At 57.5% G+C, this 25,754-nt stretch carries 24 protein-coding genes, 5 tRNA genes and 1 pseudogene; 9 read left to right on the top strand and 21 right to left on the bottom strand.

Annotated features, from left to right (window positions below; all coding sequences use genetic code 11):
- Positions 1–113 precede the first annotated feature (113 nt).
- Both M5G20_RS12995 and M5G20_RS12990 read left to right on the top strand, forming a co-directional pair.
- Entirely contained in the window at positions 114–1,244 is a 1,131-nt protein-coding gene (locus tag M5G20_RS12995; protein WP_273919393.1) for a carbon-nitrogen hydrolase family protein, read from the top strand.
- A gap of 3 nt (positions 1,245–1,247) precedes the next feature.
- Positions 1,248–2,288, top strand: a complete 1,041-nt coding sequence (locus M5G20_RS12990) for an AraC family transcriptional regulator (protein ID WP_273919392.1) — start codon at positions 1,248–1,250, stop codon at positions 2,286–2,288.
- 314 nt (positions 2,289–2,602) lie between these two features.
- On the opposite strand, the gene M5G20_RS12985 is transcribed toward M5G20_RS12990, so the two are convergent.
- From M5G20_RS12985 to M5G20_RS12930, 12 genes are all read right to left on the bottom strand, one after another.
- The gene (locus M5G20_RS12985) at positions 2,603–3,430 is read right to left on the bottom strand and encodes a DUF2242 domain-containing protein (protein WP_273919391.1); all 828 of its coding nucleotides are present in this window, start codon (positions 3,428–3,430) and stop codon (positions 2,603–2,605) included.
- Between the two features lie 199 nt (positions 3,431–3,629).
- Positions 3,630–5,501 carry a SurA N-terminal domain-containing protein gene (locus M5G20_RS12980; RefSeq protein ID WP_273919390.1) on the bottom strand — a complete coding sequence of 624 codons (1,872 nt, stop codon included), beginning with the start codon at positions 5,499–5,501 and terminating at the stop codon, positions 3,630–3,632.
- A gap of 102 nt (positions 5,502–5,603) precedes the next feature.
- Positions 5,604–5,681 (bottom strand) — tRNA-Leu (locus tag M5G20_RS12975).
- A 53-nt stretch (positions 5,682–5,734) separates the two neighbouring features.
- Complete coding sequence (locus M5G20_RS12970; RefSeq protein ID WP_002552737.1) at positions 5,735–6,007, bottom strand: HU family DNA-binding protein; 273 nt, start codon at positions 6,005–6,007, stop codon at positions 5,735–5,737.
- Positions 6,008–6,156: 149 nt separating this feature from the next.
- Positions 6,157–8,553, bottom strand: a complete 2,397-nt coding sequence (lon, locus tag M5G20_RS12965) for an endopeptidase La (protein WP_150736270.1) — start codon at positions 8,551–8,553, stop codon at positions 6,157–6,159.
- 161 nt (positions 8,554–8,714) lie between these two features.
- Entirely contained in the window at positions 8,715–9,998 is a 1,284-nt protein-coding gene (clpX, locus tag M5G20_RS12960) for an ATP-dependent Clp protease ATP-binding subunit ClpX (RefSeq protein WP_046032565.1), read from the bottom strand.
- Between the two features lie 113 nt (positions 9,999–10,111).
- A complete protein-coding gene (gene clpP / locus M5G20_RS12955; protein WP_053161532.1) occupies positions 10,112–10,747 on the bottom strand; it encodes an ATP-dependent Clp endopeptidase proteolytic subunit ClpP in 636 nt (211 codons plus the stop codon).
- A 93-nt stretch (positions 10,748–10,840) separates the two neighbouring features.
- The gene (gene tig, locus M5G20_RS12950; protein ID WP_273919389.1) at positions 10,841–12,151 is read right to left on the bottom strand and encodes a trigger factor; all 1,311 of its coding nucleotides are present in this window, start codon (positions 12,149–12,151) and stop codon (positions 10,841–10,843) included.
- A gap of 400 nt (positions 12,152–12,551) precedes the next feature.
- Positions 12,552–12,627, bottom strand: a tRNA-His gene (locus tag M5G20_RS12945).
- A 77-nt stretch (positions 12,628–12,704) separates the two neighbouring features.
- Positions 12,705–12,789 (bottom strand) — tRNA-Leu (locus tag M5G20_RS12940).
- A gap of 57 nt (positions 12,790–12,846) precedes the next feature.
- Positions 12,847–12,922: transfer RNA gene (locus tag M5G20_RS12935), tRNA-His, on the bottom strand.
- Positions 12,923–12,954: 32 nt separating this feature from the next.
- Positions 12,955–13,031 (bottom strand) — tRNA-Arg (locus M5G20_RS12930).
- A 274-nt stretch (positions 13,032–13,305) separates the two neighbouring features.
- Here M5G20_RS12930 and folD point away from each other — a divergent pair.
- Together folD and pbpG are read left to right on the top strand one after the other, a co-directional pair.
- A complete protein-coding gene (gene folD / locus M5G20_RS12925) occupies positions 13,306–14,160 on the top strand; it encodes a bifunctional methylenetetrahydrofolate dehydrogenase/methenyltetrahydrofolate cyclohydrolase FolD (protein WP_150736268.1) in 855 nt (284 codons plus the stop codon).
- Positions 14,161–14,397: 237 nt separating this feature from the next.
- Entirely contained in the window at positions 14,398–15,336 is a 939-nt protein-coding gene (pbpG, locus tag M5G20_RS12920) for a D-alanyl-D-alanine endopeptidase (RefSeq protein ID WP_273919388.1), read from the top strand.
- A gap of 57 nt (positions 15,337–15,393) precedes the next feature.
- Here pbpG and M5G20_RS12915 read toward each other — a convergent pair whose 3' ends face one another.
- The 3 genes and pseudogenes from M5G20_RS12915 to M5G20_RS12905 all read right to left on the bottom strand — a co-directional run bounded on the left by M5G20_RS12915 (position 15,394) and on the right by M5G20_RS12905 (position 16,652).
- Positions 15,394–15,609, bottom strand: a complete 216-nt coding sequence (locus M5G20_RS12915) for a hypothetical protein (RefSeq protein WP_273919387.1) — start codon at positions 15,607–15,609, stop codon at positions 15,394–15,396.
- 17 nt (positions 15,610–15,626) lie between these two features.
- Positions 15,627–15,833 (bottom strand): DUF6021 family protein, encoded by a 207-nt coding sequence (locus M5G20_RS12910; protein WP_150736265.1) that lies wholly within the window; start codon positions 15,831–15,833, stop codon positions 15,627–15,629.
- A gap of 91 nt (positions 15,834–15,924) precedes the next feature.
- Positions 15,925–16,652: pseudogene (locus M5G20_RS12905) on the bottom strand (peptidase C39 family protein).
- Positions 16,653–16,819: 167 nt separating this feature from the next.
- On the opposite strand from M5G20_RS12905, the gene M5G20_RS12900 reads away from it, so the two are divergent.
- Positions 16,820–16,990, top strand: coding sequence for a hypothetical protein (locus M5G20_RS12900; protein WP_273919385.1), 171 nt, complete (start codon positions 16,820–16,822; stop codon positions 16,988–16,990).
- Between the two features lie 79 nt (positions 16,991–17,069).
- Here the strand turns inward: M5G20_RS12900 and M5G20_RS12895 are convergent, their stop codons facing one another.
- Both M5G20_RS12895 and M5G20_RS12890 read right to left on the bottom strand, forming a co-directional pair.
- On the bottom strand, positions 17,070–17,819 hold the full coding sequence (locus M5G20_RS12895) for a TerC family protein (RefSeq protein ID WP_273919384.1): 750 nt from the start codon (positions 17,817–17,819) through the stop codon (positions 17,070–17,072).
- Between the two features lie 29 nt (positions 17,820–17,848).
- Positions 17,849–18,091 carry a hypothetical protein gene (locus M5G20_RS12890; protein ID WP_075948022.1) on the bottom strand — a complete coding sequence of 81 codons (243 nt, stop codon included), beginning with the start codon at positions 18,089–18,091 and terminating at the stop codon, positions 17,849–17,851.
- A 135-nt stretch (positions 18,092–18,226) separates the two neighbouring features.
- On the opposite strand from M5G20_RS12890, the gene nhaR reads away from it, so the two are divergent.
- Positions 18,227–19,126 (top strand): transcriptional activator NhaR, encoded by a 900-nt coding sequence (gene nhaR / locus M5G20_RS12885; protein ID WP_273919383.1) that lies wholly within the window; start codon positions 18,227–18,229, stop codon positions 19,124–19,126.
- Here the strand turns inward: nhaR and M5G20_RS12880 are convergent.
- Entirely contained in the window at positions 19,113–20,273 is a 1,161-nt protein-coding gene (locus tag M5G20_RS12880) for an MFS transporter (RefSeq protein ID WP_075948024.1), read from the bottom strand. The two genes, nhaR and M5G20_RS12880, sit on opposite strands and share 14 nt — an antisense overlap.
- Positions 20,274–20,646: 373 nt before the next feature.
- On the opposite strand from M5G20_RS12880, the gene sstT reads away from it, so the two are divergent.
- Complete coding sequence (sstT, locus tag M5G20_RS12875; protein WP_273919382.1) at positions 20,647–21,879, top strand: serine/threonine transporter SstT; 1,233 nt, start codon at positions 20,647–20,649, stop codon at positions 21,877–21,879.
- A 187-nt stretch (positions 21,880–22,066) separates the two neighbouring features.
- On the opposite strand, the gene M5G20_RS12870 is transcribed toward sstT, so the two are convergent.
- Complete coding sequence (locus M5G20_RS12870; RefSeq protein WP_273919381.1) at positions 22,067–22,576, bottom strand: DUF1993 domain-containing protein; 510 nt, start codon at positions 22,574–22,576, stop codon at positions 22,067–22,069.
- A 247-nt stretch (positions 22,577–22,823) separates the two neighbouring features.
- Between M5G20_RS12870 and M5G20_RS12865 the strand changes: the two genes are divergently transcribed.
- Positions 22,824–23,471 (top strand): YceH family protein, encoded by a 648-nt coding sequence (locus M5G20_RS12865; RefSeq protein WP_273919380.1) that lies wholly within the window; start codon positions 22,824–22,826, stop codon positions 23,469–23,471.
- Positions 23,472–23,547: 76 nt separating this feature from the next.
- On the opposite strand, the gene M5G20_RS12860 is transcribed toward M5G20_RS12865, so the two are convergent.
- Both M5G20_RS12860 and M5G20_RS12855 read right to left on the bottom strand, forming a co-directional pair.
- Positions 23,548–24,066, bottom strand: a complete 519-nt coding sequence (locus M5G20_RS12860) for a cupin domain-containing protein (protein WP_273919379.1) — start codon at positions 24,064–24,066, stop codon at positions 23,548–23,550.
- 90 nt (positions 24,067–24,156) lie between these two features.
- Positions 24,157–24,975 (bottom strand): shikimate 5-dehydrogenase, encoded by an 819-nt coding sequence (locus tag M5G20_RS12855; RefSeq protein ID WP_273919378.1) that lies wholly within the window; start codon positions 24,973–24,975, stop codon positions 24,157–24,159.
- 243 nt (positions 24,976–25,218) lie between these two features.
- Between M5G20_RS12855 and M5G20_RS12850 the strand changes: the two genes are divergently transcribed.
- Positions 25,219–25,587: a hypothetical protein gene (locus M5G20_RS12850; protein ID WP_273919377.1), complete on the top strand. Its 369-nt coding sequence runs from the start codon at positions 25,219–25,221 to the stop codon at positions 25,585–25,587.
- Positions 25,588–25,754 lie beyond the last annotated feature (167 nt).

Here is a 25,754-nt window from a genome sequence, read left to right as displayed (position 1 = left end):
AATCCTCTGCAAAAGGCCTACTCCTTTCGCCAACCCATTGTTTTGCCGTAGTCTCGTACCCAATCTGAATGCAAAATCATGAACTCTCGCACACGGTTGTTATCTGTTTCCCCATGCGCAAACTTCTGTACCTGACTTTCTCCATGGCGCTGGTCGCCGCTCTTACAACCTACGCCATGTGGGCCGCAGACCGCCCGGTGGGTCATTACCTCTCGGACTTGCGGATCGATCTCGCCGTCGACCAGGGCCAACCCGCCGACCGGGGCAACCTGCTGGGCATCCAGCCCGAGCTGTTTCCTACCGATTACCAAAGCCCTGAACGCCTGCACCGCAAGCTCGCCGCTTACCTGCAAAAGGCCCGGGATCAAGGTCTGTTGAATGACAAAACCGTCGTGGTGCTGCCGGAACATGTCGGCACCTGGCTGATGGTCGCCGGCGAAAAAAATGAGTTGTACCAGGCCACCACACTCAAGGAAGCCATGAACTGGCTGGCCGTGAGCAATCCGCTGAAGTTCGTCCGCGCGCTGATCGGCGCCGAGGGTGGCAGCCGTCTGGACGATGCACACTTGCGGATGAAAGCCAAAGGCATGGCCAAGGACTATCAGGCGCTGTTCGGCGGGCTGGCGAAAGAATTCGAGGTGACACTGGTGGCCGGCTCCATCGTGCTTCCCGATCCAAGCGTGATCGACGGCAAACTGAAAATTGGCCGCGGTGCGTTGTACAACAGCAGTGTGGTCTTCGGCCGCGATGGTTTGCCCATCGGCCAGCCGCAGCGCCAGATGCATCCGGTCTTTGAACAACAGGATGCGATCAAGGCCAATGGCGACCATACCCTCAACGTCGTCGACACCCCGGCCGGGCGCCTTGGCGTGCTGATCGGCAGCGACAGCTGGTACCCGGACAACTACCGCAAGCTCGACGCTGAACAGGCGCAACTCGTCGCGGTCCCCGCTTTTGTCGTCGGCCGAGGCACCTGGGATCAACCGTGGCGCGGCTACATGGGATCGTCGACACCCGGTTCCGTCAGCCTCAAGCCCGGGGAGCTCAGCGAAGGCCAGGCCTGGCGTCACCTGACCCTGACCACACAAGCCCCTTCCAGCCGGGCCATCGCCGGCATGAGCGTGTTCTTGCGTGGCCAGTTCTGGGATCAGCCCAGCGCCGGGCAAAGTTTTCTCAGCAGCAACGGCCAGCACTTTGCCGATGGCAAGGCCCGCGGTGCGCGTTTGTTGAACCTGTGGTTGTAAGCCATGAAACCGATGCCGATGCGTCTCGGCGATTTATCGGTAGGCTTCGTTCATAGCCTGGCGGACGCCGTGCACAGCCTCGGGGCAGATCCACAGCCCCTGCTGGAGCAATATGGCCTGGATGCGGCCCGCCTCGGCGAAGCGGGCGCCCGACTGTCGATCCCGCGTTATATGCGCCTGGGACACAGTGCGATTCAGTTGACCGGCAACCCGGCGCTCGGCTTGCGCATGGGGCAACTCAGCCGTCTGAGCCAGGCCGGCCTGGCGGGCATCACCGCAGCCCAGGCACCCACGGTACGCGAGGCGGCGCGCTGCCTGATTCGCTTCGAAGCATTGTACGGCTCCAACTATCGCGGTCATTCGAGCTTTCACGAAGACCCGCAAGGTGCCTGGTTGCGCTTCTATTCCATCAGCCCCTACAACAGCTATAACCGCTTCGTGGTGGATTCGATCATCGCCGGCTGGTTGCAGCAATTATCCAGCCTGAGCCCTGCCCCACTGAAGGCTGAACGCATCGAGATCGAATTCGAAGCGCCAGACTACAGCGCCGCCTACGAAGCATTGGGCGACTGCCCGGTACAGTTTGATGCCGAACACAATCAACTGCGCCTGAGCCTGTCCAGCCTCGCCCAACGCAACCCCGAGCACTGCCCGAGCACTTGGCGCCATTTGCTGAGCTTGTGTGAACGGGAACTGGAGCAACTGACACGCACCCGTAGCCTGCGTGAACGCATCACTCAGTTACTGGGGCCGTTGCTCAACGGTGGCCGGGAACCCGACCTGGAAGAAGTGGCGGCACGCCTTAAGCTGCCTACCTGGACCTTGCGTCGTAAACTTGCTGAAGAAGGCACGCAGTTTCGTGCGATTCTCAACGACACTCGTCGCGACCTGGCCATGACCTACATTCGCGATACCGAACTGGCGTTCGGTGAAATCGCCTACCTGCTGGGCTTTGCCTCAGCCGAAGCGTTTCAACGCGCTTTCAAACGCTGGACCGGCCAGACTCCCGGCGAGTTTCGCCGCAGTCATCGGCAATCCGCTTGACGCTTACAACTCGGTAGCGTCTTCGGCAGGTTCCAGCGGGTCCAGTTCAAACGCCTGATACTCGAGCAGCTCTTCTTGATAATCGTCCATTTTTGAATCCCCACACCTTATTGAAGAATACGTCTGATCCAGTGGTCAGCGACTCTGAGATTAAGGTGCCCGTGTGAAAGAAAAATGACGCGGGCACGACACTCCGTCGCTACTGAATAAAACGTAGCAGGCCGTCAGGAATTTATCAGCGATTTTTTTGATTCAGGCCGCAGAACAGCGGCCTGGCTTGATGTGCATCAACGTATGCAAATGTAACTTATCCGTCACGGCATGGCCTTGATCGGCTCACTGGGCGCAGGCAAGTCGCTGGGGTTGGCAGGCGGTGTAATGGATTGCGGCTCAGGGGCTGGCTCTGAAACCGGAGCGGGGTTGATCGGCGCGGCCTCAGGCGGCGGTGCTACCGGCTCGGACGCGGCAGGCGGCTCATCGGCGGCTTGGGGGGCTTCTGCCGCAGGTGCAGGCGCCGGAGCAGTCTCCGGGGCCAATGGCGCCGGTACAGCCTTGGGTTCAGGCACGCCCAGATCGGTTTTCGGTTTCTCGGTAATGTGCGCCGCTTCCTTTACTTCCTTGGGCAGGAACAGTTCGACCAACGCGAAGAACCGCTCGTAAAACTTGGCGGAGGTTACGGTTTCGCTCGCAACCTTGACCATCGAGTCGTCCGACGAACCGATCGGCATCGACACCGACCCCAGCACGCCGACACCAAGACTGGCGGAGTTGTTGGTTTTCTTCAGTGCGTATTGATCTTGCAAGGCGTTGGCGAACACAGTGGCGTGATGCCCGGCACTGCCGTCTTCGGCACAGACCACACTGAAACTGATTTCCATGTGGGTCTCGCCGGTCTGCTGGAAGCTCTTGTGCCCACTGACCAGTTTCGGATCGCTGCTGGTGATGATGTAACCCTGGCTGAGCAACGCACGACGAGCGGCCTCACAGGACGCCGAATCGGTCACCGGATAGTTACGGGAAAATGTTCCGGAATCGTCGAAGTTCTCATGCTCATAGATGGCGGTTTTCTTCGACGAACAACCGGCAGCAGTGGCCAGCAGCAACGCCAGCCCGACAACCCGCATGGGAATTGATTTAAACATTGAACATCCTGAGAAAAACGGTTCGGGGCGTATTGTGCAACAGATCGATGCTTAGCGGCGCAACGATTGTGTCTTAAAACAGTTACAGGTGTGTTGACTCCAGTATTGGGTAAACGTCTCACGCGTTTGTCGTAACACCTGTAACAAAAAACCCCGACCTTTCGGCCGGGGTTCTCGTGACACTCAACTCAGCCAAACATCAGAAACGCTCGATGTCAGCCTGGCTTTCCAGCTGCTTGCGATACGCCGCAAAGTCTTGCTGACCTACACGCGAGGCGAGGAAGCGACGGTATTGAGCCTTCTCTTCTTCGGTCGGCGCTGCAGCTTCGTTCACGCCATTCAGACGCACGATCACCAGACTGCCATCAGCCAGGGTCACGTTGCTGAACGTCGGCTTGTCCTTGCCGGCTGGCTTGGGCATGCGGAACAGCGCTTGCAGCACAGTCGGGTCCACCCCTTCCTGAGCGCGGGTTGCCGCTTCGGTGACTTTCCAGTTCTGACCGTCAATCGCCTTGTCCAGTGGCGTCTTGCCGTCGCGCAGGCTGGCAATCAACTCTTCAGCCTTGGTCTTGGCAGCCGCACTGGCGTGCTCTTTGGTCAGTTGCACGCGAATGGCGGCAGACACTTTTTCCAGCGGCAGTTGCGCAGGCTTCAGGTGTTCCTTGGCACGCAGCACGATCACGGTTTCCGGATCGAGCTCAATGGCGGTGCTGTTGGCACCCTCATCCAGCACTTCAGGGCTGAACGCAGCGGTGATCACGGCACGGTTGGCTGCGATACCTTCACCACCTTCACGGCCGAACGGCGCGGAAGTGTGAATGGTCAACTTCAAGTCCTGTGCAGGCTGGGCCAGATCGGAAGCCTCGAACGAAGCATCTTCCAGTTGCTTGGCTGCCTCGACGAAACGCTGCTCAACCTGTGCCGCCTTCAGATCGCGGGTCAGCTTGTCTTTCAGGCTGGCGAAAGTCGGCACTTCAGGCGCTTCAACGCCCAACAGCTTGATCAGGTGGAAACCGAAATCGGTACGGACCGGCTCGGAAACCTGATCCTTGTTCAACGAATACAGCGCTTTTTCGAACGCTGGATCGTAGACGCCGGGACCGGCATAACCCAGGTCACCGCCGTTGTTGGCCGACCCCGGATCCTGCGAGAACTCCTTGGCCAGCGCTTCGAACTTCTCACCCTTGTTCAGGCGTGCCTGGATCTCGTCGATCCTGGTCTTGGCCTGCGCTTCGGTCGTCTTGTCATTCACTTCGATCAGAATGTGCGCAGCCCGGCGTTGCTCGGACAGGTTCGCGATTTCTTTCTGATACGCCGCTTGCAGGTCTTCGTCCCTGACGCTGACCTGATCAAAGAAGGAAGCCTTCTTCAATTCCAGGTAATCGATGATCACCTGATCCGGTGTCATGAATTCCTTGGCGTGTTCGTCGTAATAGGCTTTGACTTCGTCGTCAGTCAGCTTCACCGCTGCCGGGTCGGCCTTGATGTTCAGGTAAGCGAAATCACGGGTCTGTTTTTCCAGACGGGCGAAGGCCAGTACCTGTGCATCGGTGACGAAACCGCTACCCGCCAGACCGGCGCGCAACTGACCGATCAGCATTTCCTGTGCCAGCATCTGGCGGAACTGCATACGGGTGTAGCCCAGTTGGCGAATGACCTGGTCAAAACGCTCGGCGCTGAACTTGCCATCCACCTGGAATTCAGGCGTTTGCAGGATCACCTGGTCGAGAGCCGCCTCGGAGAAAGCGAATTTGGAGTTTTCTGCGCCTTGCAGCAGCAGTTTGCGATCGATCAGGCCTTTGAGCGCCGAATCACGCAGCATTTTTTCGTCAAGCAAGGAGGCATCGAAATCCTTGCCCAGCTGTTGCATGAGTTGACGGCGTTGCATATCGACCGCCTGGCTCAGCTCGTTCTGGCTGATCTCTTCACCATTGACCTTCGCCGCTTCATTCTTGCTCGTCGTGGCCTGAAAAATAGCGTCGAAACCAGTCAAAGCCATCAGTGCAACGATGACCCCGATAATGGTCTTGGCAATCCAGCCTTGTGAATTGTCCCTGATATTCTGCAGCATGCGTCCCCCATAAACGGTTGAACTTCAAAATTAGGCAACCGTGGAGCGTGGGTAGAATCCGGATAGAAGAAAGGCGCATCCGAGGATGCGCCTTCTCGTAACTGGCGGAGCGGACCGATGACTCGAACTTGCGAGCCTCGGTGTCTCGGACCGGCGACCTGCCGACTGGACTACCGCTCCGCTGCCAGGTCAGGCTTGACCCCGACCCGGATAGGCAAAAACCTGAATCGAACTTAGTTGACAGCTTCTTTCAGTGCTTTACCGGCTTTGAAACCTGGTTTTTTGGCTGCCGCGATTTCCAGAGTCTTACCAGTCTGTGGGTTACGACCGATACGAGCTGGACGATCAGTTACGGAGAAAGTACCGAAACCAACCAGAACAACCGAGTCGCCAGCCTTGAGAGCGCCAGTGACGGATTCGATTACAGCGTCCAGCGCACGGCCAGCAGCAGCTTTCGGGATATCAGCGGATGCAGCGATAGCATCAATCAGTTCCGACTTGTTCACTCTAAGTCCCCTTATATCTATTTGAGTATGATTCTAAGTTTTTTTGGTGAAAGCAAAAACGAGTGCTGAATGGCCTACAGACACTTAAGAGCCGCTTTATAACAAGGGCTCTAAAAAGCTGTCAAGGAAGCCCCCCAGGCAAATACGTACTAATGCGTGCTAATTCTTTCCTTGGAATCGGACTCGCGTTTTTCATCCTTCGCGACAATCTCCGGAGCCACATCCGGCAAGGGCTCCGGCGCGTATTGCAGCGCAATTTGCAGGACCTCGTCAATCCATTTAACCGGTTTAATCTGTAGATCCTGCTTGATATTGTCAGGAATTTCCTTCAAATCGCGAACATTCTCTTCAGGAATGATCACCGTCTTGATTCCGCCACGGTGAGCAGCGAGCAGTTTTTCTTTCAAACCACCGATCGCCAGTACCTGGCCACGCAAGGTGATTTCACCCGTCATGGCCACATCCGCGCGCACAGGAATGCCGGTCAATGCCGACACCAGCGCCGTGCACATGCCTACACCAGCGCTAGGACCGTCTTTCGGCGTAGCCCCTTCCGGCATATGGATGTGAGTGTCACGCTTCTCGTGGAAGTCCAGAGGGATCCCCAGGCTCTTCGCCCGGCTGCGCACGACAGTCAGTGCCGCAGTGATCGATTCGACCATCACGTCACCCAGCGAACCGGTCTTGATCAACTGGCCTTTACCTGGCACGACAGCGGCTTCGATGGTCAGCAATTCGCCACCCACCTGAGTCCACGCCAACCCGGTCACCTGACCGATCTGATCCTGCTGTTCTGCCAGGCCGTAGCGGAATTTACGCACGCCCAGGAAGTGTTCCAGATCGTCGGCAGTAACCTTCACCGAGAAGCGTTTTTCCAGCGCATGCTCTTTGACCGCCTTGCGGCAAACCTTGGCAATCTGGCGCTCCAGCCCACGCACACCGGCTTCGCGGGTGTAGTAGCGGATGATGTCGCGGATCGCTTCGGCGTCGAATTCCAGTTCGCCTTTCTTCAAACCGTTGGCAGTGATCTGCTTGGGCGAAAGATACTTCACGGCGATGTTGATCTTCTCGTCTTCGGTGTAGCCCGGCAGACGAATCACTTCCATCCGGTCCAGCAGCGCCGGCGGAATGTTCATGGAGTTCGAGGTGCACAGGAACATCACATCGGACAGGTCGTAGTCGACTTCCAGATAGTGATCGTTGAAGTTGTGGTTCTGCTCCGGATCGAGCACTTCCAGCAACGCCGATGCCGGATCGCCACGCATGTCGCTGCCCATCTTGTCGATTTCATCGAGCAGGAACAATGGGTTGCGAACGCCGACTTTCGTCATCTTTTGAATCAATCTTCCTGGCATCGAACCGATGTACGTCCGGCGATGACCACGAATTTCCGCCTCATCGCGTACACCACCGAGGGCCATGCGCACGAACTTGCGGTTGGTGGCGTGTGCGATCGACTCCGCCAGCGAGGTTTTCCCCACGCCAGGAGGACCGACCAGGCACAACACCGGACCACGAATTTTCTTCACGCGCTTTTGCACGGCGAGGTATTCGAGGATCCGTTCTTTGACTTCTTCCAGACCATAGTGGTCAGCATCCAGAATGTCTTCTGCACGCGCCAGATCCAGTCGTACCTTGCTCTGCGCCTTCCAGGGCACCTGAACCAGCCAGTCGATGTACGAACGCACCACGGTGGCTTCCGCGGACATTGGCGACATTTGCTTGAGCTTGTTCAGTTCGGCCGTGGCTTTGGCCAACGCGTCTTTCGGCAAGCCGGCGGCATCGATGCGCTTTTTCAGCTCTTCGATTTCGTTGTGGCCTTCGTCGCTGTCGCCAAGCTCTTTCTGAATGGCCTTCATCTGCTCATTCAGGTAGTACTCGCGCTGACTGCGCTCCATTTGCTTTTTGACGCGACCGCGAATGCGTTTTTCAACTTGCAGCAAGTCGATCTCGGCATCCAGCAACGCCAGAACGTGCTCGACCCGAGCCGACAAATCAATGATTTCGAGAATTTCCTGCTTCTGCTCGATTTTCAACGCCATGTGCGCGGCCATGGTGTCGACCAGGCGCCCAGGCTCGTCGATGCTGTTAAGCGAAGACAGGACTTCAGCCGGGACTTTCTTGCCCAACTGCACATATTGTTCGAACTGCGACAGCAGGCTGCGGACAAACACTTCCGACTCGCGCTCTGGCGCATCAACTTCGTCGATCAACGAGACTTCGGCACGGCAATGGCCGTCCACTTCGCTGAAGCGCTCCACAGCGCCCCGCTGCTCGCCTTCGACCAAAACCTTCACAGTACCGTCAGGCAGCTTGAGCAGCTGCAGAACGGTCGCAATCGTACCTACGCGATAAAGCGCATCTTCGCCGGGATCGTCGTCAGCAGGGTTTCTCTGAGCCAGCAGAAGAATCTGCTTGTCGCCCGTCATCGCTGCCTCGAGGGCTTCGATGGATTTCTCGCGCCCCACGAACAGCGGGATAACCATGTGCGGATACACAACGACATCACGCAATGGCAGGAGAGGCAATTCGATGGTGGTCTTCATGATTTCGCCTCTACGGCGGCCATAAGGCCGGAAACAGATGGAAGTAAGCTTGAAACCAAGATGGGGGCTGCCTTCAAAAAAAACAAGCACAAAGACAGTGTTAAAACGCGCAAAAAGCAAAGGGGCCCGAAGGCCCCTTCTTTGTTCCGGCTGCGTGACGCTTAAGCGTCTGGCGCGGCCTTGGCAGCAGGCTCACTGTTTTCATAGATATACAGTGGCTTGGACTTGCCTTCGATAACGCTTTCATCGATCACTACTTTACTCACCTCGGACTGCGAGGGGATTTCATACATAGTGTCGAGCAACACACCTTCGAGAATCGAACGCAGCCCACGGGCGCCGGTCTTGCGTTCCAGCGCGCGCTTGGCAACCGACTTCAATGCATCGGTGCGGAACTCCAGGTCCACGCCTTCCATCTCGAACAGCTTGGCGTATTGCTTGGTCAGAGCATTTTTCGGCTCGGTGAGGATCTGCATCAAAGCAGCCTCATCCAGCTCGTCCAGCGTGGCAAGAACCGGCAGACGACCGACGAATTCCGGGATCAGACCGAACTTGACCAGATCGTCAGGCTCGACTTCACGCAGGGATTCACCGACTTTCTTGCCTTCTTCCTTGCTGCGCACTTCTGCGTTGAAACCGATGCCGCCCTTGGTGGAACGGTTTTGAATAACCTTTTCCAGACCAGAGAACGCACCACCGCAGATGAACAGGATGTTACGGGTGTCGACCTGCAGGAATTCCTGCTGTGGATGCTTGCGACCACCTTGCGGCGGAACGGAAGCGACCGTGCCTTCGATCAACTTGAGCAGGGCCTGCTGCACGCCTTCACCGGAAACGTCCCGGGTGATCGACGGGTTGTCAGACTTGCGCGAGATCTTGTCGATCTCATCGATGTAGACAATGCCCATCTGGGCCTTTTCCACGTCGTAATCGCACTTCTGCAGCAGCTTCTGAATGATGTTCTCGACATCTTCACCCACGTAACCCGCCTCGGTGAGGGTGGTTGCGTCAGCGATGGTGAACGGAACGTTCAGCAAGCGGGCCAGTGTTTCGGCAAGCAGGGTCTTACCCGAGCCTGTCGGGCCGATCAGCAAAATGTTGCTCTTGCCGAGTTCGACGTCGTCATTCTTTTTGTCACGCTGGTTCAGGCGCTTGTAGTGGTTGTACACCGCTACGGCCAGAACCTTTTTCGCACGCTCCTGACCAATCACATACTGATCAAGGATGCCGCTGATTTCTTTAGGCGAAGGCAATTTATGCGCGCTGCTTTCGGCCTGTGCCTCCTGCACCTCCTCGCGGATGATGTCATTGCACAGGTCGACGCACTCGTCGCAGATAAAGACCGAGGGGCCGGCAATCAATTTGCGTACTTCATGCTGGCTTTTGCCACAGAAGGAGCAATAGAGCAGCTTGCCGTTGTCCTCGCCGTTGCGGGTGTCAGTCATTCGTTCGATCCAAATCCGATAGGCTTGCAACACAAGATGAAGGCTATTGCGGGCTTTTTCAAGCCCGCCGCTGATCAGACAAGCCGACCAAGCCTATTTTGAGCTGCTTATTTTTAAGCTGGGCGCTGGTTGATCACTTCGTCGATCAAACCGTATTCCTTCGCAGCTTCTGCACTCATGAAGTTGTCGCGGTTGGTATCGCGCTCGATTTCTTCCAGAGTGCGACCGCTGTGCTTGGCCATCAGCGTGTTCAGACGCTCGCGGATGAAGAGGATTTCCTTGGCATGGATTTCGATATCCGACGCCTGGCCCTGGAAACCGCCCAGTGGCTGGTGAATCATCACTCGCGAATTCGGCAGGCAGTAACGCTTGCCTGGGGCACCCGCTGTCAGCAGGAAGGCGCCCATGCTGCACGCCTGACCGATACAGGTGGTCGACACGTTGGGCTTGATGAATTGCATGGTGTCGTAGATCGACATGCCAGCTGTCACCGAACCGCCCGGGGAGTTGATATAGAGATGGATGTCCTTGTCCGGGTTTTCCGCTTCAAGGAACAGCAGTTGCGCACAGATCAGGTTGGCCATGTAGTCCTCTACCGGACCCACCAGAAAGATCACTCGCTCCTTGAGAAGACGCGAGTAGATGTCATAGGCGCGCTCGCCACGAGCGGACTGCTCGACAACCATCGGGACCAGACCGCCTGCGGCCTGGATATCAGAGTTCTGCTGAATATACGAATTACGGAACATGCTCTGCAGTCACTCCCAAATAGTTATGTCTTGAATACGCATAAGCCAGCTCGAGAGCTGGCTTATGGTGTTTGCTTCTTACCGCAAAAACAATCAGTCGGCTTGTGGAGCTTCTACCGGCTTGACCGCTTCTTCGTAAGAGACCGATTTGTCGGTCACGCTAGCTTTCTGCAGAACAGTATCCACAACTTGCTCTTCCAGCACAACCGAGCGAACTTCGTTCAGTTGCTGGTCGTTCTTGTAGTACCAGGACACAACTTGCTCAGGCTCCTGATAAGCCGAAGCCATCTCCTGGATCATCTCACGAACGCGAGCTTCGTCAGGCTTGAGGTCGAACTGCTTGACCACTTCAGCCACGATCAGGCCCAGCACTACGCGGCGCTTGGCTTGCTCTTCGAACAGCTCGGCCGGCAGTTGGTCTGGCTTGATGTTGCCGCCGAATTGCTGAACGGCCTGCACGCGCAGACGGTCAACTTCGTTGGACAGCAGAGCCTTCGGCACTTCGATCGGGTTGGTGGCCAGCAGACCGTCCATTACCTGATTCTTGACCTTGGATTTGATCGCCTGACGCAGCTCGCGCTCCATGTTCTTGCGAACTTCAGCGCGGAAACCTTCCAGACCGGTTTCCTTGATGCCGAATTGAGCGAAGAATTCTTCGGTCAGTTCTGGCAGTTTTGGCTCCGAAACAGTGTTCACGGTCACAGTGAACTCAGCGGCTTTGCCAGCCAGGTCGAGGTTCTGATAGTCCTCTGGGAAGGTCAGGTTCAGAACGCGTTCTTCGCCGGCTTTAGCGCCAACCAGACCGTCTTCGAAACCAGGGATCATGCGGCCGGAACCCAGAACCAGCTGAGTACCTTTGGCGGAACCGCCAGCGAACACTTCACCGTCGACCTTGCCAACGAAATCGATGTTCAACTGGTCTTCGTTCTGGGCAGCGCGATCGGCCACTTCGAAACGGGTGTTCTGCTTGCGCAGGATGTCCAGCATTTTGTCCAGATCGGCATCAGACACGTCAGCGCTCAGGCGCTCGACGGTGATACCTTCGAAACCGGCAACGGTGAACTCTGGGAACACTTCGAAAACTGCGACGTACTCCAGGTCCTTGCCCGCTTCCAGGGATTTAGGCTCGATCGAAGGCGAACCAGCCGGGTTCAGCTTTTGCTCGACAACAGCTTCGTAGAAAGAAGACTGGATGACGTCGCCTACAGCTTCCTGGCGAGCTTCAGCGCCAAAACGACGCTTGATTTCGCTCATTGGCACTTTGCCTGGACGGAAGCCAGCAATCTTGGCCTTTTGGGCAGTCTGCTGCAGACGCTTGTTGACCTGAGTCTCGATGCGCTCAGCCGGCACGGTGATGCTCATGCGGCGCTCAAGAGCAGAAGTATTTTCAACAGAAACTTGCATGGATATTCCTCGTTGCACAGACGTTAGCCGGCCGTTTCCGACCCCAGAATCAAGGGCATGCATTCTAGTGGGTCAAACTCAAGAAGTCACCCCACTGAAAACGGGTAAAAAAGCAGCAGGCAATTTATAGGTGCGAATGCACGGATGCACCTCGCTCCGGTGGCAAATACAGCCAATCACGCCAAGGCTCTGCACCAACCCTTCCTTATATAGAAGAGGTTGCCGCGCATCTCCCTGACAGCCGCCCTTGCAGGCAAGGCCGGCGGGCAGCACGGCATCATCGAGTAACATAAATACGACGAAACGCCCTGCCCTGCGACCCAGAACCTGCAGCCGCTGGAAACTCAATCCACTGAAACAAAAAAGGCGCCAGACTATTAATCTGGCGCCTTTCGAAATATGGGGTGGACGATGGGGATCGAACCCACGACAACGGGAGTCACAATCCCGTGCTCTACCAACTGAGCTACGCCCACCATATTGCGTAACAAAGAAGCCAAACAACTTCTCTGTTGAACCTCAATCCTGCCAATTGACATGAGTGAAGCTTATTTGGTGCGGATGAAGAGACTCGAACTCTTACGCCTCGCGGCGCTGGAACCTAAATCCAGTGTGTCTACCAATTCCACCACATCCGCGGAGTGAAGCCTTTAAAGCAAAGGCGCCAGACTGTTAATCTGGCGCCTTTCGAAATATGGGGTGGACGATGGGGATCGAACCCACGACAACGGGAGTCACAATCCCGTGCTCTACCAACTGAGCTACGCCCACCATATTGCGCTACTTGTGCCAAAGCTGCCTAATGGCGCACCCGGCAGGACTCGAACCTGCGACCATCCGCTTAGAAGGCGGATGCTCTATCCAGCTGAGCTACGGGCGCCTTGTTAGCTGTACCCTTGAAGGACTACAAACTAAGTGCTTTTCAGCCTTGCAGAACGTTGATTCCGCTCGACCTTCTTAACCAGTGCTAGGCTGTGCCCGACAAGTGCGACGAATAGTATAGAGCCCCCCGGAGGTCGTCAAATCCTTTTTAAAAAAAATTCATTTAATTAAAGGGGTTAGAGGAATTTGCAGACCAAGCGCCTTTGCCCTCACCGCATGACATGCGAGAATGCGTTCTCTTTTTTTCCCCTCTCGATGGTTAATCACGCGCAATGACTGCACAACTAATCGACGGCAAATCGATCGCCGCCAGCCTGCGCCAGCAGATCGCCCAACGCGTCACCGAGCGTCGCCAGCAAGGTCTGCGCACGCCGGGTCTCGCGGTGATCCTGGTCGGCAGCGATCCTGCCTCTCAGGTTTATGTCTCGCACAAGCGTAAAGACTGTGAAGAGGTCGGCTTCCTTTCCCAAGCTTACGACCTGCCTTCCGAAACCACTCAAGAAGCGCTGGCCGATCTGATCGATCGCCTGAATGACGATCCCGCCATTGATGGCGTTCTGCTGCAGCTTCCTCTCCCTGAACATCTGGACGCGTCCAAGTTGCTGGAGCGCATTCGCCCGGACAAAGACGTCGACGGCTTCCACCCTTATAACGTCGGCCGCCTGGCCCAGCGCATTCCGCTGCTGCGTCCATGCACGCCGAAAGGCATCATGACCCTGCTGGAAAGCACCGGTGCCGATCTGTATGGAATGAATGCCGTGGTGGTCGGTGCATCCAACATCGTTGGCCGCCCGATGGCGATGGAGTTGCTGCTGGCCGGTTGCACCGTGACCGTCACCCACCGCTTCACCAAGGATCTGGCGGGCCACGTCGGTCGTGCCGATCTGGTCGTCGTTGCCGCTGGCAAGCCAGGCCTGGTCAAAGGTGAGTGGATCAAGGAAGGCGCGATCGTGATCGACGTCGGCATCAACCGTCAGGAAGACGGCAAGCTGGTCGGCGACGTGATCTACGAAACTGCCCTGCCCCGCGCTGGCTGGATCACGCCGGTGCCGGGTGGTGTTGGTCCGATGACCCGCGCCTGCCTGCTGGAAAACACGCTGTATGCCGCCGAAACCCTGCATGGCTGAGTATTCCACGCAGCGGTAAAAAGCGACTCAAGGAACCCCGCCCATGGCGGGGTTCTTTTTGCCCGGAACAAACCGCGACCATCCGCCGGAAAATGACTTTTTTTTCATGTTTTCCGGGACTTTCGCAAGTGACTTGATCAACCATCGACAGTTATTCAGCCATACTCCAGAATGTCGCGCTTTTTAAGAAATAGCCCGTTACAAAACGGCTTATCAACACATTATGAGTCTGCCAGCGTGAAAATCCGTCTTTCCATCCTGAGCTTATTGTTTGCAGTTACAGGGACTTTCATCACGCCAATCGCCAGCGCTGGCGAAACGACTGCAGCGCCTCGAGATACCTCGAAACTCAAGCTCGCTTCCGGCAGTTCTTTACTGCTCGATATGCAGACCAACAAAGTCATCTATGCCAGCAACCCGGACGTCGTCGTTCCCATTGCTTCGGTCAGCAAGTTGATGACTGGCCTGGTGGTCGTTGAAGCCCGGCAAAACATGAACGAATACATCAACATCAACATCAGTGACACACCGGAAATGAAAGGTGTGTATTCACGGGTAAAACTAAAAAGCGAATTGCCTCGCCGGGAAATGCTGCTGATTGCCCTGATGTCGTCGGAGAACCGTGCCGCCGCGAGCCTCGCCCACCACTATCCGGGTGGCTACGCCGCGTTCATTGCGGCGATGAACGCCAAGGCCCGCGCTCTGGGCATGACCAATACCCATTTCGTCGAGCCCACGGGCCTCTCGGCGCGCAACGTTTCGACCGCTCGTGACTTGAGCAAGCTATTGATTGCCGCGCACAAGTACCCGCTGTTGACCGAGCTGAGCACGACCAAGGAAAAAACCGTTACGTTCCGCAAACCCGTGTACAGCCTGGGCTTTCGCAACACCGACCATTTGGTCCGCAAGCCGGATTGGGACATTCAACTGACAAAAACCGGTTTCACCAATGCGGCAGGCCATTGCCTGGTGCTGGTGACCCGTATGGGTAATCGGTCGGTGGCCCTGGTAATCCTCGACGCCTATGGCAAGTACACCCATTTTGCCGATGCCACGCGCATGCGTAATTGGGTTGAGAGCGGCAAGAGCGCGGACGTGCCTTCGGTTGCCCTGCAATACAAAGCCGATAAAAACCTCAAGCAACGTCAGAGCGGCTTAGTTGAAGCCTCGAAATAGGTCCGCCTGCAACAGCAAGCAAAAGCCCCGAACATTCGGGGCTTTTTTCGTCAGCGATTAATCGTTCGGCAGTGGCATCTGGTCGTCATCCGGAATGCCATCGCCTTTACCGGGATCTCGCCAGCCCTGAGGATGCTCGGTTGGCGCCACCGTCGGCCGCGCCAGTGGATCGCGCATCGGGCTGTCCGGATCCAGCACCGGGTCGATGTCCTCTTGCGGTGTAGTGGGAACGGTTTCCGGACGTTTATCGTTGAAACTCGAATCGGTAGACATGCGTACCTCCATCAGACCTAGGGTTTGAGATCACCCAGCGGATCGTAGGGTTTCGAAGGAGCCTTGGGGTTATCGCCCGGCTTCACGTCTTTCGGCGCCTTGGCCGGCCCAATGGGGTCGACCTGAGGGTCGGCAACGTCAGGAGAATCGGGGTCGAACCCCAGATCATCACCAGACGAATGCTCAGACGAATGCGGGCCGGCGGGGGTATTGGAATGTGCCATGAACGCCTCCTGATCGCGGCCCGAAAAGTGCGGGGCCTTGATCGTCAGAGGACGCCAATGCGCCGGGGTGCCCGGCAGATGACGAACGGGCTTAACGGGCACCCAAAGCTTTTTTGGCTTTCGCTGCCGCTTGCTCCTGGCCGGCCTGGGCGAGATCGTTCGCCGCCTTGAGCCAGCGCTGCTGATCGACTTCGGCGGGAATCTGCGTCGGCGCCTGAATCAACACTGCCCAGCCACCGGCATCCTTGAATGCCGATTCGAACGAGCTGAAGCTCATCAGCAGTCGTTGATCCATGCCGGCACGCAGCAACACGGTCTGCTTCTGCCGGTTGTATCCCGTGAGGATGGCATAACGCGGTTCCGACCAAAGTGCCGAGCCTTCGGTAAAACGCACCATGACCGGATAACCTGCCGCCACCTGCGTCAGTAAGGCTGGCAAGTTGCTGTCGAGGGGATAGACCATCATCCCGTACTCACGCGCGAGGTTTTGCATGTTCTGTTGCAGCTGGGCTTCGGCGCCCGGCAAACGCAATGGCTTATCGAGCAGCCCTGGGGTAATCACGATGCCTTGCTGGGACAGCATGCTTGCCAGTACCTGCGGCCCGCTTTGGTTGGCCACGCCTTTATAGAAGCGCCCACTGAGCTCCACCCTTTCCGGCAGACGCTTGATTTGTGGCGGCACGCTCCCCGCGCAGCCAGCCAGGCCGGCGACGCATCCCACGATGACCGCCACTGAAAGAATTCGAGAAATTACCCGCGCCATCATCACTCTCTTGTTCAGACGCCGGGCGATCCGCTCCCGGCTTGGTCGTCGATCATAGGACGCCACGGGGCGCCGGTATAGCCTTAACCGGTAGTTGAGTGGTTTGCATAGAGCGAACTGGTTGATGACAGTCGACCTTCGGTCAATAGCTTGAAACACGACAGCGGCTAGACTGTCACTTGCATAGTGTGTCTGCCCGCTGCAGGGCAAAGAGGAGGCATCGATGAGCCTGACTATGACGATCGTGATGTTGATTAGCGGCTGGCTGGCTGTCGCCGCCGCCATGTTATGGGGCGTTCTGCGCGTAACACGCCGGCACCATCACCACCCGAACCGGCCGGCACCCATGGTGAAAACCGATAAAACCGCCGCGCGCCACGTCACGGCCCACTGACTGGCGCCTTTCAAACACTCAAACAAAAACGGCCGCCTGGACTCTTTCGAGTTCAGGCGGCCGTTTCGTTTATCGACGGTTAAGCTTCGGCGGCTATGCGCTTCTGCTTCGCCCGGCGAGACATCATGTTCAACACCTCAATACCCGCCGAGAACGCCATGGCGGCATACACGTAACCTTTCGGCACATGGGCGCCGAAGCCTTCGGCGATCAGCGTCATGCCGATCATGATCAGGAAGCCCAGCGCCAACATGACCACAGTCGGGTTGTCGTTGATGAACTTGGCCAACGGGTCAGCCGCCAGCAACATCACCAGTACCGACACCACCACCGCGATGATCATGATCGGCAAATGCTCGGTCATGCCGACAGCGGTAATGATGCTGTCGATGGAGAACACCATGTCCAGCATCAGGATCTGACCAATGGCCGCGGCAAAGCCCAGGGTCACGGTGGAGGTCGCCGATTTCGGATCTTCCGGCGCAGGGTCCATGCTGTGATGGATCTCGGTCGTGGCCTTCCACAACAGGAACAGGCCACCGGCGATCAGGATCATGTCTTTCCACGAGAACGCATGGCCGAGAATCTCGATCACCGGCGCGGTCAGCTGAACAATGAACGCAATGGTGCTGAGCAGGCCCAAGCGCAGGATCAGCGCCATGCCGATACCAATGCGCCGCGCTTTCTGCCGATGCTGCTCGGGCAGTTTGTTGGTCAGGATCGAGATAAAGATCAGGTTATCGATGCCAAGCACGATTTCCATCACCACCAGGGTGGCCAGGGCAACCCACGCAGTGGGGCTGGCGGCAAGCTGTAGAAGGTATTCCATGGGTCAGTCCTGACTCGTTGTAAGACGGTTTAGATTTCCTGGGAGGAAGATTCGGATTTTTCCGAGTCTTTTTCCGATGATTCTTTTTTGCTGATCAGCCCGCCAGTGGCGTCGCTGAGTGCCTGCTCGGCGGCTTTATGGGTGTCGTCGATGGCTTGTTTTGCGCTTTCGGCGGCTTTACCCATCAATTGTTGAGCGCTTTTCTCAGCCTGATCGCAACCGGCCAATACCAGTAAAGATGTGATCACCAGCGCCGTGGCTTTAATTTTCATAATGCTTCCCTCGATAGAACGAACGGAACCGAAACGATGGCCCGTTGATAGCGACGCATTCTAGGGAGACAGACACTTCAGGAAAATTCGTATTTTTACCGGCTATACTTCGATTTTTACGAACTGTAGATCAACATGCTCAACTATCGACAACTGCACTACTTCTGGGTGGTGGCCAAGACCGGCAGCATCGTGCGTGCCTGCGAGCAGCTGAACCTGACGCCACAGACCATCAGCGGGCAGATTTCGCTGCTCGAACAAACCTACGGAATCGAATTGTTTCGCCGGGTGGGTCGACAGCTTGAACTGACGGAAGCCGGACGGCAGACCCTGCCGTATGCCGAACAGATGTTTCAGCTGGGCGGTGAACTGGAACTGATGCTGCGGGCGCAGCCCAATGAGCAGCAGATTCTGTTCCGAGTCGGCGTGGCCGATGTGGTGCCCAAATCCATTGTCTATCGGCTGATTGCGCCGACCATGGAACTGAGCGAACCGCTGCGCATCACCTGTCGCGAAGACAAACTCGAGCGCCTGCTGGCGGACCTCGCCATCCAGCGCCTGGACCTGGTGATCTCCGACAGCCCGATGCCGTCGCACCTGGACATCAAGGGTTACAGTCAGAAACTCGGTGAATGCGGGATCAGTTTTTTCGCCACTCCGGAGTTGGCGGCGAAATACGGCCAGGACTTCCCCCGCAACCTGCATGGCGCACCGCTGCTGATTCCGGGTCCGGAAACCGTGGTGCGCAGCCGATTGCAGCGTTGGTTTGCCGAACAGCAGATTCAACCGCAGATTGTCGGTGAGTTCGACGACAGCGCCTTGATGCAGGCCTTCGGCCAATCCGGCAGCGGGATTTTTATTGGCCCGAGCGTGATTGCCGACGAAGTGAAACGCCAATGTGGCGTAGAGGTCATTGGCCAGACCGACGCGGTGAGCGAGTCGTTCTACGCCATTTCGGTGGAACGCAAGGTCAAGCACCCCGGCATTGTCGCCATTACCGAAGGTGCCCGACGCGAGCTATTTACAGCGCTGTGACTTCTTCGCGCGGCTTGAAGGTCATCAGGGCGATGGCCAGCAGGATCGAAGCCAGAATGAAAGCGGCTGCCGCAAAACCCAAGCCTTGCAGGCCAACGCTGTCGATCACCCGACCGCCGATCATGGCGCCGAGGCCAATCCCGAGGTTGGCCCCGGCAATGTTCAGCGACGCCGCGAACGCCGGCGCTTGCGGCGCAGCTTTCATCAAGCGCACATGGCTGACCAGGAACATCGCCGCCTGAGTCACCCCCCAGATACCCATCGCCGCCGCCAGACCGACCGGCGAATGAATGTTCGGCACCAGCGCCACCAGGCCGGCGATCATGAAGGCGCAGAACATCATCGACGCCATCAGCGGATGACGGTCCACCGCGCGACCACCCAACGAGTTGCCGATCAAGCCGACCGCGCCGAAGCCCATCAGGCACCAGCCGACGACCGTGCCGTTGAACCCGGCCAGGCGTTCAAGGATGTCCGCCAGATAGGTGTAAGCGGTAAACATGCCGCTGAACACAATCACCGACAGCAACACGTGGCCGATCATCAATGGGCTGCGCAGGATCTTGAACTGCGAACGAAAGCTGACCTGATGCTGGTGCAGATTGGTTTTCGGCAGGTAGATAAACAGCAGCAACGCCTTGGCAAACGCGATAACCGCGAGAATCGCAAATGCACTGCGCCAGCCGAACGCATCAGAAATCAACGTGCCCACCGGAATGCCGAACACGGTGGCGCAGACAATGCCGAAGCCGATCTTGGCGATGGCTCGGCCCGCGTAATCCGGCCCGACGATATCGACCGCCGTTTCACTGGCCAGCGCCCAGAACACCGGCAAGCCCAGCGCCGGAATCAGCCGCGCGAACGCCATCACCCAGATGTTTGGCGCCAATGCCGCCAGGGTGTTGGCCAGACCAAACATGATCAACACCGAGATAAACAGCTTGCGCCGCTCGAAGCGGGCGAAGTACGCGGTAAGGAACGGCCCGAACGCGGCAACGGTGAAGGCGAACAGGGTCACCAGCAAACCCGCTTGCGGGATGCTGACCTCAAGATCACGGGCGATGGCAGGCAACAGGCCGACGATGACGAATTCCGTGGTCAGCACCGTAAAACCGGCGGCAGACAACAGAAGGATGGGAAACAGCATGCAAAACTCCAGAAAACGAAAACACCAGCGCTAGCCCGAAGGCCCACTGGCAATTTGAAAATGAGGATGGCGAATCTTAGCAGAGTGTTTCCGGGTGAGGTTGCACGAACCTGCAATTCGCGTTGAATGCCGGGGTGGCAGTTCGTCACAGGTCTGAAAGATTGCGCCTACGCTGTGATAAAGTCCGCGCCCTGAAAAAAGTACACCCAGTGGTTGATACAAAACCTGTGAGAGCGAGCAAGTTCGCTCCCAAAAGGAATGCGGAGCCCTAAATCCCGTGTTTCTCTCCCGGCTTCCCGTCTGCGGCCTGCCCTGATTGTTGCTGCAACGGCGGTGAAACCTCGAACTTATAAAAAATCAGAGATGCCGTTTTATGACTGCTTCATCCCCTTCTCTCTTGCAACGCCTAAAACGCCTGAGTTTGGTCACGCAGATCGTGATCGGCCTGATCGCCGGTATTGCCCTGGCCCTGGTTGCGCCAGAAGTGGCGAAGTCCGCCGCGTTTATCGGCAAGGTCTTCGTTTCCGCACTGAAAGCGGTCGCGCCGATTCTGGTGTTCGTGCTGGTCATGGCGTCCATCGCCAACCACAAGCACGGCCAGGAAACCCACATCCGGCCGATTCTGTTCCTGTATCTGCTGGGGACCTTCGCCGCTGCCGTGGTCGCGGTGGTTGCCAGCATGGTGTTCCCGTCCAACCTGGTGCTGTCGACTCAGGACGTTGCGGTGACTGCACCGGGCGGGATTGGCGAAGTGTTGCAAAACCTGCTGCTGAGCGTGGTTGATAACCCGGTCAGCGCCCTGATGAACGCCAACTTCATCGGCATTCTGGCCTGGGCCATCGGCATGGGCATCGCCATTCGCCATGCGGGCAACACCACCCGAGAAGTGCTGGGCGACCTGTCCAACGGCGTGACGGTGATCGTGCGAGTGGTGATTCGCTTCGCCCCGCTGGGCATCTTCGGCCTGGTGGCCTCGACCCTGGCCACTTCCGGTTTCGGCGCACTGATCGGCTACGCCCACCTGCTGGCCGTACTGCTCGGTTGCATGTTGTTCGTGGCGCTGGTGATGAACCCGCTGATCGTGTTCTGGAAGCTGCGCCGCAACCCGTACCCGTTGGTGCTGATGTGCCTGCGCGAGAGCGGCATCACGGCGTTCTTCACCCGTAGCTCCGCGGCGAACATTCCGGTCAACCTGGAATTGAGCAAGCGTCTGGGCCTGCACGAAGACACCTACTCGGTATCGATCCCACTGGGCGCGACCATCAACATGGCTGGCGCTGCGATCACCATCACCGTGCTGACGTTGGCGGCGGTGCATACCTTGGGGATTGCCGTGGACATGCCGACCGCTATTCTGCTGAGTGTCGTTGCGGCGATCTGCGCCTGCGGGGCTTCGGGTGTGGCCGGTGGTTCGCTGCTGTTGATTCCACTGGCGTGCAGCCTGTTCGGCGTCCAGAGTGAAATCGCCATGCAGGTGGTGGCGGTAGGTTTCATTATTGGGGTGTTGCAGGATTCGGCGGAAACGGCTCTGAATTCGTCGACCGATGTACTGTTCACCGCGGCGGCTTGCCTGGGTGAAGAAGATAAAGCAGCACGATTGGCCTGACACCGCCGACCCTGTGGGAGCGAGCTTGCTCGCGATGAGGGCACAACATTCACCATTGATGTTGACTGACAGTCCGCCATCGCGAGCAAGCTCGCTCCCACAGGGTTCGTGGTGTAACTGATAAATGCGTACACATGAAAAAGCCCCCGCAGCCCAAGGCTCCGGGGGCTTTTTTGTATCTGGCGGTTTAGAACGCGCCCATGTAATCGCGCTTGCCCACTTCAACGCCGTTGTGGCGCAGCAGTGCGTAAGTGGTGGTGACGTGGAAGAAGAACTGCGGCAGGCCGTAGGTCAGCAGGTAAGCCTGGCCGGAGAAGCGCTTCTCTTTAGGGGTGCCCGGACGGGTGACGATCTCGATGCCTTCCTTGCCGTTGATCTGCTCAGGCGTGAACTCGCCGATGTAGGCCAGAACCTTGGCGATCAGTGCTTGCAGTTCGGCGAAGGTGGTTTCGGTATCTTCGTACTTCGGCACTTCAACTTCAGCCAGACGCGAAGAAACGCCCTTGGCGAAATCAACGGCGATCTGCACCTGACGCACCAGCGGGAACATGTCCGGGTACAGACGGGCTTGCAGGAAGGCGTTCGGGTCGATGTTTTTCGCAGTGGCGTGGGCTTCGGCCTTGTTCAGCACATCGCTCAGGGCATTGAGCATTTGCTTGAAAACAGGAACCGAAGCGTCGTACAGGGAAATGGTCATGACAAGTCTCGTGTGGTGACAGGAGGGAAACGTGGGCCGATTATAGCCATCCACGCCCTCCCAGGACCGTTCTTTTTCAGCTGCCGTAAAGCTTCGCCGCCGGGACCGCTTTGGTCATCAGCCGTCCGAACGGGCGATGTCGCCAGGATTGAAGCGCGGCAACACGGCAATGCTCGACTAACCTGCGTGAACGAGGTTCTATTAGCCAATATTTTCCAGTTCAACCGTTAGCGAGGTTCCAGCCACTGTGAGTACTGAGCAAGAAACAACGTTCGACGAGCCACGGCTCAACAGCACGGAAATCCGCATTCTGGGTTCGTTGATCGAGAAGCAGGCCACCAGCCCGGAAACCTATCCGCTGACGCTCAATGCCCTGGTGATTGCCTGCAACCAGAAAACCAGCCGCGAACCGGTGATGAACCTCACTCCCGGTCAGGTCGGGCAGAGTTTGCGTGCACTTGAAGGCCGCGGCTTTACCAAACTGGTGATGGGCAGTCGTGCCGATCGCTGGGAGCACAAAGTCGACAAGGCTTTGGAACTGGTGCCGGCGCAAGTGATTCTGACGGGGCTGATGTTTTTGCGCGGCCCGCAGACGGTCAACGAACTGCTGACCCGCAGCGCACGCATGCATGAATTTGAAGATGCCGAACAGGTGGTGCACCAGTTGGAGCGGTTGATTGCGCGCGGGCTGGCAGTGTTGATTCCGCGTCAGGCCGGGCAGCGTGAGGACCGCTATACCCATGCGATGGGTGATCCGGCGGATATTGAAGCGATCATGGCGGCGCGGCAGAATCCCAGCGAGCGCGGTGCTGGCAGCGGTGTTTCGATTGAACGGATCGAAGAACTGGAAGCGCGGATTGCGGCGTTGGAAGAGCGGTTGGCGCGGCTGGAATGACTTTTTAACTTCAAAGATGCCCACTGTGGCGAGGGAGTTGCTCCCTCGCCACAAAAGTAACCGTCATCCTGTACCTTCACTCACCGTCCCAGTAATCGATGCCATCCTCCTGCCGCGCCACCGCAACAAACCCCGTGGCGTTGCCCTCGGCATCCACCTTGAAATCATCCATCACCGCGTACTTGCCCGAGTCCGGGTATTCGCAGATTTCCGGCGACTGCTGGGTGCTGACGGCCAGGTAGCGCAACTCAGCGTTGCTGGTATTGATGATTTGATGGGCTTTTTCCGGGCCGCCGGGCGGGCAGGCGATCACGTCGCCGGCGCGGATCGGAAAGCGCTCAGCGCCGAGTCGCACCTCCCCCTCCCCGGCCACCACGTAGAACATTTCTTCATTGACCCGATGGCTGTGAAACGGGCTGCCCCGCATCCCCGGCTCCAGGGCATACAAGCGATAACCCAGCTTCTGCGCACCCAACAACTGACCGACGCGGGCCAGTCGCTGCTGGTAGCGCCCGGCGGTTTCACCGGTTGGCGCGAACGCTTCAGGCAACGGTTCAAGTTCGACCTGATTCACGTTGAGAATGGGCGGATGCATGGAAACCTCAGTCAGGAAAATGAGAGCGCCAAAGGTAAAAGATCGCAAGACCTCTGGAGCTGCCGAAGGCCGCGATCTTTTGACTTTAATTTAGCTGCGGGCAAATGCCACTGCTTTCTGAAACTGTTCTTCAGTCGGCCGCACGCCGGTGTACAGCACAAACTGCTCCAGCGCCTGGATAGCAATCACCTCCAGCCCGGTAATGACTTTCTTACCTTCGGCACGGCCCATCACGATCAGCGGTGTTTCCGACGGAATCGCCACCACATCAAAGACGATGTCCGCTGCCTTGACCACACTGGCCTCGAACGACAATTGTCCGGCCTCTGCGCCGCCATCCATGCCCACCGGGGTTACGTTGACCAGCATCTGCGGGCGTCGGGCACCCAGTTCCGCTTGCCATTCATAGCCCAGGGATTCGGCCAAAGCCCGGCCCGCGCGCTCATTACGGGCCACGATCAGTCCGTTTTTGTAGCCACCGTCACGCAAGGCGCTGGCGACTGCCTTGGCCATGCCACCGCTGCCACGCAAGGCAAATGACGTGTCCTTGGGCACTGCGTGGGTTTCCAACAGTTGGGCAACGGCAATGTAGTCCGTGTTGTAAGCCTTGAGATGGCCGTCGGTATTGACGATGGTGTTGATCGACTGAATGGCGGCGGCGGAAGCGTCCATTTCATCGACCAAAGCAATGCAGGCTTCCTTGAATGGCATGGACACGCCACACCCGCGAATGCCCAGCGCACGGATCCCGCCCACAGCACCGGGCAGGTCCTGGCTGCTGAACGCCTTGTAGTAAAAATTCAGCCCCAGTTGTTCATACAGATGATTGTGAAATCGCAGGCCAAAGTTGCCGGGGCGCCCGGAGAGCGACATGCACAGCTGGGTGTCTCGATTGGGGTTCATCTGCATGTGAATCTCCTTCTAACGCACTTTCAGATGGACGGGATTAGCCAGCCCATGCGTTCTATTCGATGATATTCGCGTACCTGCCGACGGCACCAAAGACCGTCAGCAAACCGGTACAGACCTTACACAAAATTTACCCAGCGGCTGTGCTGATTTACAAAAAAACGCTGTCTTAGAAGTATCCCCGCGACAATCCTTGAGTCTATTGCAGACGCAAGCGCCGGGTCGAAGAACCGAGGAATTATCATGATCCGTAAAATCCCCACAGTGGCCTTGCTGATCGGCGCTTTGGCTATCGCAGGGCAGGCAGAGGCGCATGGCGGTGGTGGCGGTTGGCAAGGTCCAGCGGTATTTGGCGCGATCGTCGGCACAGCCATCGTTGGTTCGGCCATCATCAACAGCAATCGGCCAGTGTATGTCGCGCCGCAACCGGTCTATGCACAGCCAGCCCCGGTTTATTACGCACCGCCTCCGCCACCGGTCTACTACCAGCCGGCTTCGGTGTACGTGCAACAGCCGATCTACTACCGCCCGGCGCCGGTCTACTACGGACCACCCCGCGGCTATTACGGCCCACCGCGCGGTTACTATGGCCCCCGGCACGGGCACTACTGACGCACCATCAAGCCCTGCTGCACTAGCGGGGCTTTCTGGGTGCCCCCTCGAAGCACCTGTGTAGCAATCCCGCAGTTCCCGCCTGTATCAATCTTGCGACCAAAGCGTGGCGCACCTCAATCAACACTCGTTATGTACGTAAGACGGTTCCTAGGACTGATCTGATT

Source organism: Pseudomonas sp. TNT2022 ID1044, from assembly GCF_028656895.1.
Taxonomy (GTDB): Bacteria; Pseudomonadota; Gammaproteobacteria; order Pseudomonadales; family Pseudomonadaceae; genus Aquipseudomonas; species Aquipseudomonas reinekei.
The sequence above is the reverse complement of the archived record's forward strand: the minus strand, read 5'-3'. Positions and strand labels throughout refer to the sequence as shown.

Bases quoted from the DNA above. Each gene is read 5' to 3' on its own strand.
- M5G20_RS12880 (WP_075948024.1), bottom strand. From the start codon at position 20,273: ATGCTGTTTCCCATCCTTCTGTTGTCTGCCGCCGGTTTTACGGTGCTG.
- M5G20_RS12915 (WP_273919387.1), bottom strand. From the start codon at position 15,609: ATGTCTACCGATTCGAGTTTCAACGATAAACGTCCGGAAACCGTTCCC.
- M5G20_RS12900 (WP_273919385.1), top strand. From the start codon at position 16,820: ATGAGCCTGACTATGACGATCGTGATGTTGATTAGCGGCTGGCTGGCT.
- M5G20_RS12985 (WP_273919391.1), bottom strand. From the start codon at position 3,430: ATGTTTAAATCAATTCCCATGCGGGTTGTCGGGCTGGCGTTGCTGCTG.
- M5G20_RS12870 (WP_273919381.1), bottom strand. From the start codon at position 22,576: ATGACCATTTCCCTGTACGACGCTTCGGTTCCTGTTTTCAAGCAAATG.
- sstT (WP_273919382.1), top strand. From the start codon at position 20,647: ATGACTGCTTCATCCCCTTCTCTCTTGCAACGCCTAAAACGCCTGAGT.
- M5G20_RS12995 (WP_273919393.1), top strand. From the start codon at position 114: ATGCGCAAACTTCTGTACCTGACTTTCTCCATGGCGCTGGTCGCCGCT.
- M5G20_RS12855 (WP_273919378.1), bottom strand. From the start codon at position 24,975: ATGCAGATGAACCCCAATCGAGACACCCAGCTGTGCATGTCGCTCTCC.
- clpX (WP_046032565.1), bottom strand. From the start codon at position 9,998: ATGACTGACACCCGCAACGGCGAGGACAACGGCAAGCTGCTCTATTGC.
- lon (WP_150736270.1), bottom strand. From the start codon at position 8,553: ATGAAGACCACCATCGAATTGCCTCTCCTGCCATTGCGTGATGTCGTT.
- folD (WP_150736268.1), top strand. From the start codon at position 13,306: ATGACTGCACAACTAATCGACGGCAAATCGATCGCCGCCAGCCTGCGC.
- M5G20_RS12980 (WP_273919390.1), bottom strand. From the start codon at position 5,501: ATGCTGCAGAATATCAGGGACAATTCACAAGGCTGGATTGCCAAGACC.
- nhaR (WP_273919383.1), top strand. From the start codon at position 18,227: ATGCTCAACTATCGACAACTGCACTACTTCTGGGTGGTGGCCAAGACC.
- clpP (WP_053161532.1), bottom strand. From the start codon at position 10,747: ATGTTCCGTAATTCGTATATTCAGCAGAACTCTGATATCCAGGCCGCA.
- M5G20_RS12890 (WP_075948022.1), bottom strand. From the start codon at position 18,091: ATGAAAATTAAAGCCACGGCGCTGGTGATCACATCTTTACTGGTATTG.
- M5G20_RS12895 (WP_273919384.1), bottom strand. From the start codon at position 17,819: ATGGAATACCTTCTACAGCTTGCCGCCAGCCCCACTGCGTGGGTTGCC.
- tig (WP_273919389.1), bottom strand. From the start codon at position 12,151: ATGCAAGTTTCTGTTGAAAATACTTCTGCTCTTGAGCGCCGCATGAGC.
- M5G20_RS12850 (WP_273919377.1), top strand. From the start codon at position 25,219: ATGATCCGTAAAATCCCCACAGTGGCCTTGCTGATCGGCGCTTTGGCT.
- M5G20_RS12990 (WP_273919392.1), top strand. From the start codon at position 1,248: ATGAAACCGATGCCGATGCGTCTCGGCGATTTATCGGTAGGCTTCGTT.
- M5G20_RS12910 (WP_150736265.1), bottom strand. From the start codon at position 15,833: ATGGCACATTCCAATACCCCCGCCGGCCCGCATTCGTCTGAGCATTCG.
- M5G20_RS12860 (WP_273919379.1), bottom strand. From the start codon at position 24,066: ATGCATCCGCCCATTCTCAACGTGAATCAGGTCGAACTTGAACCGTTG.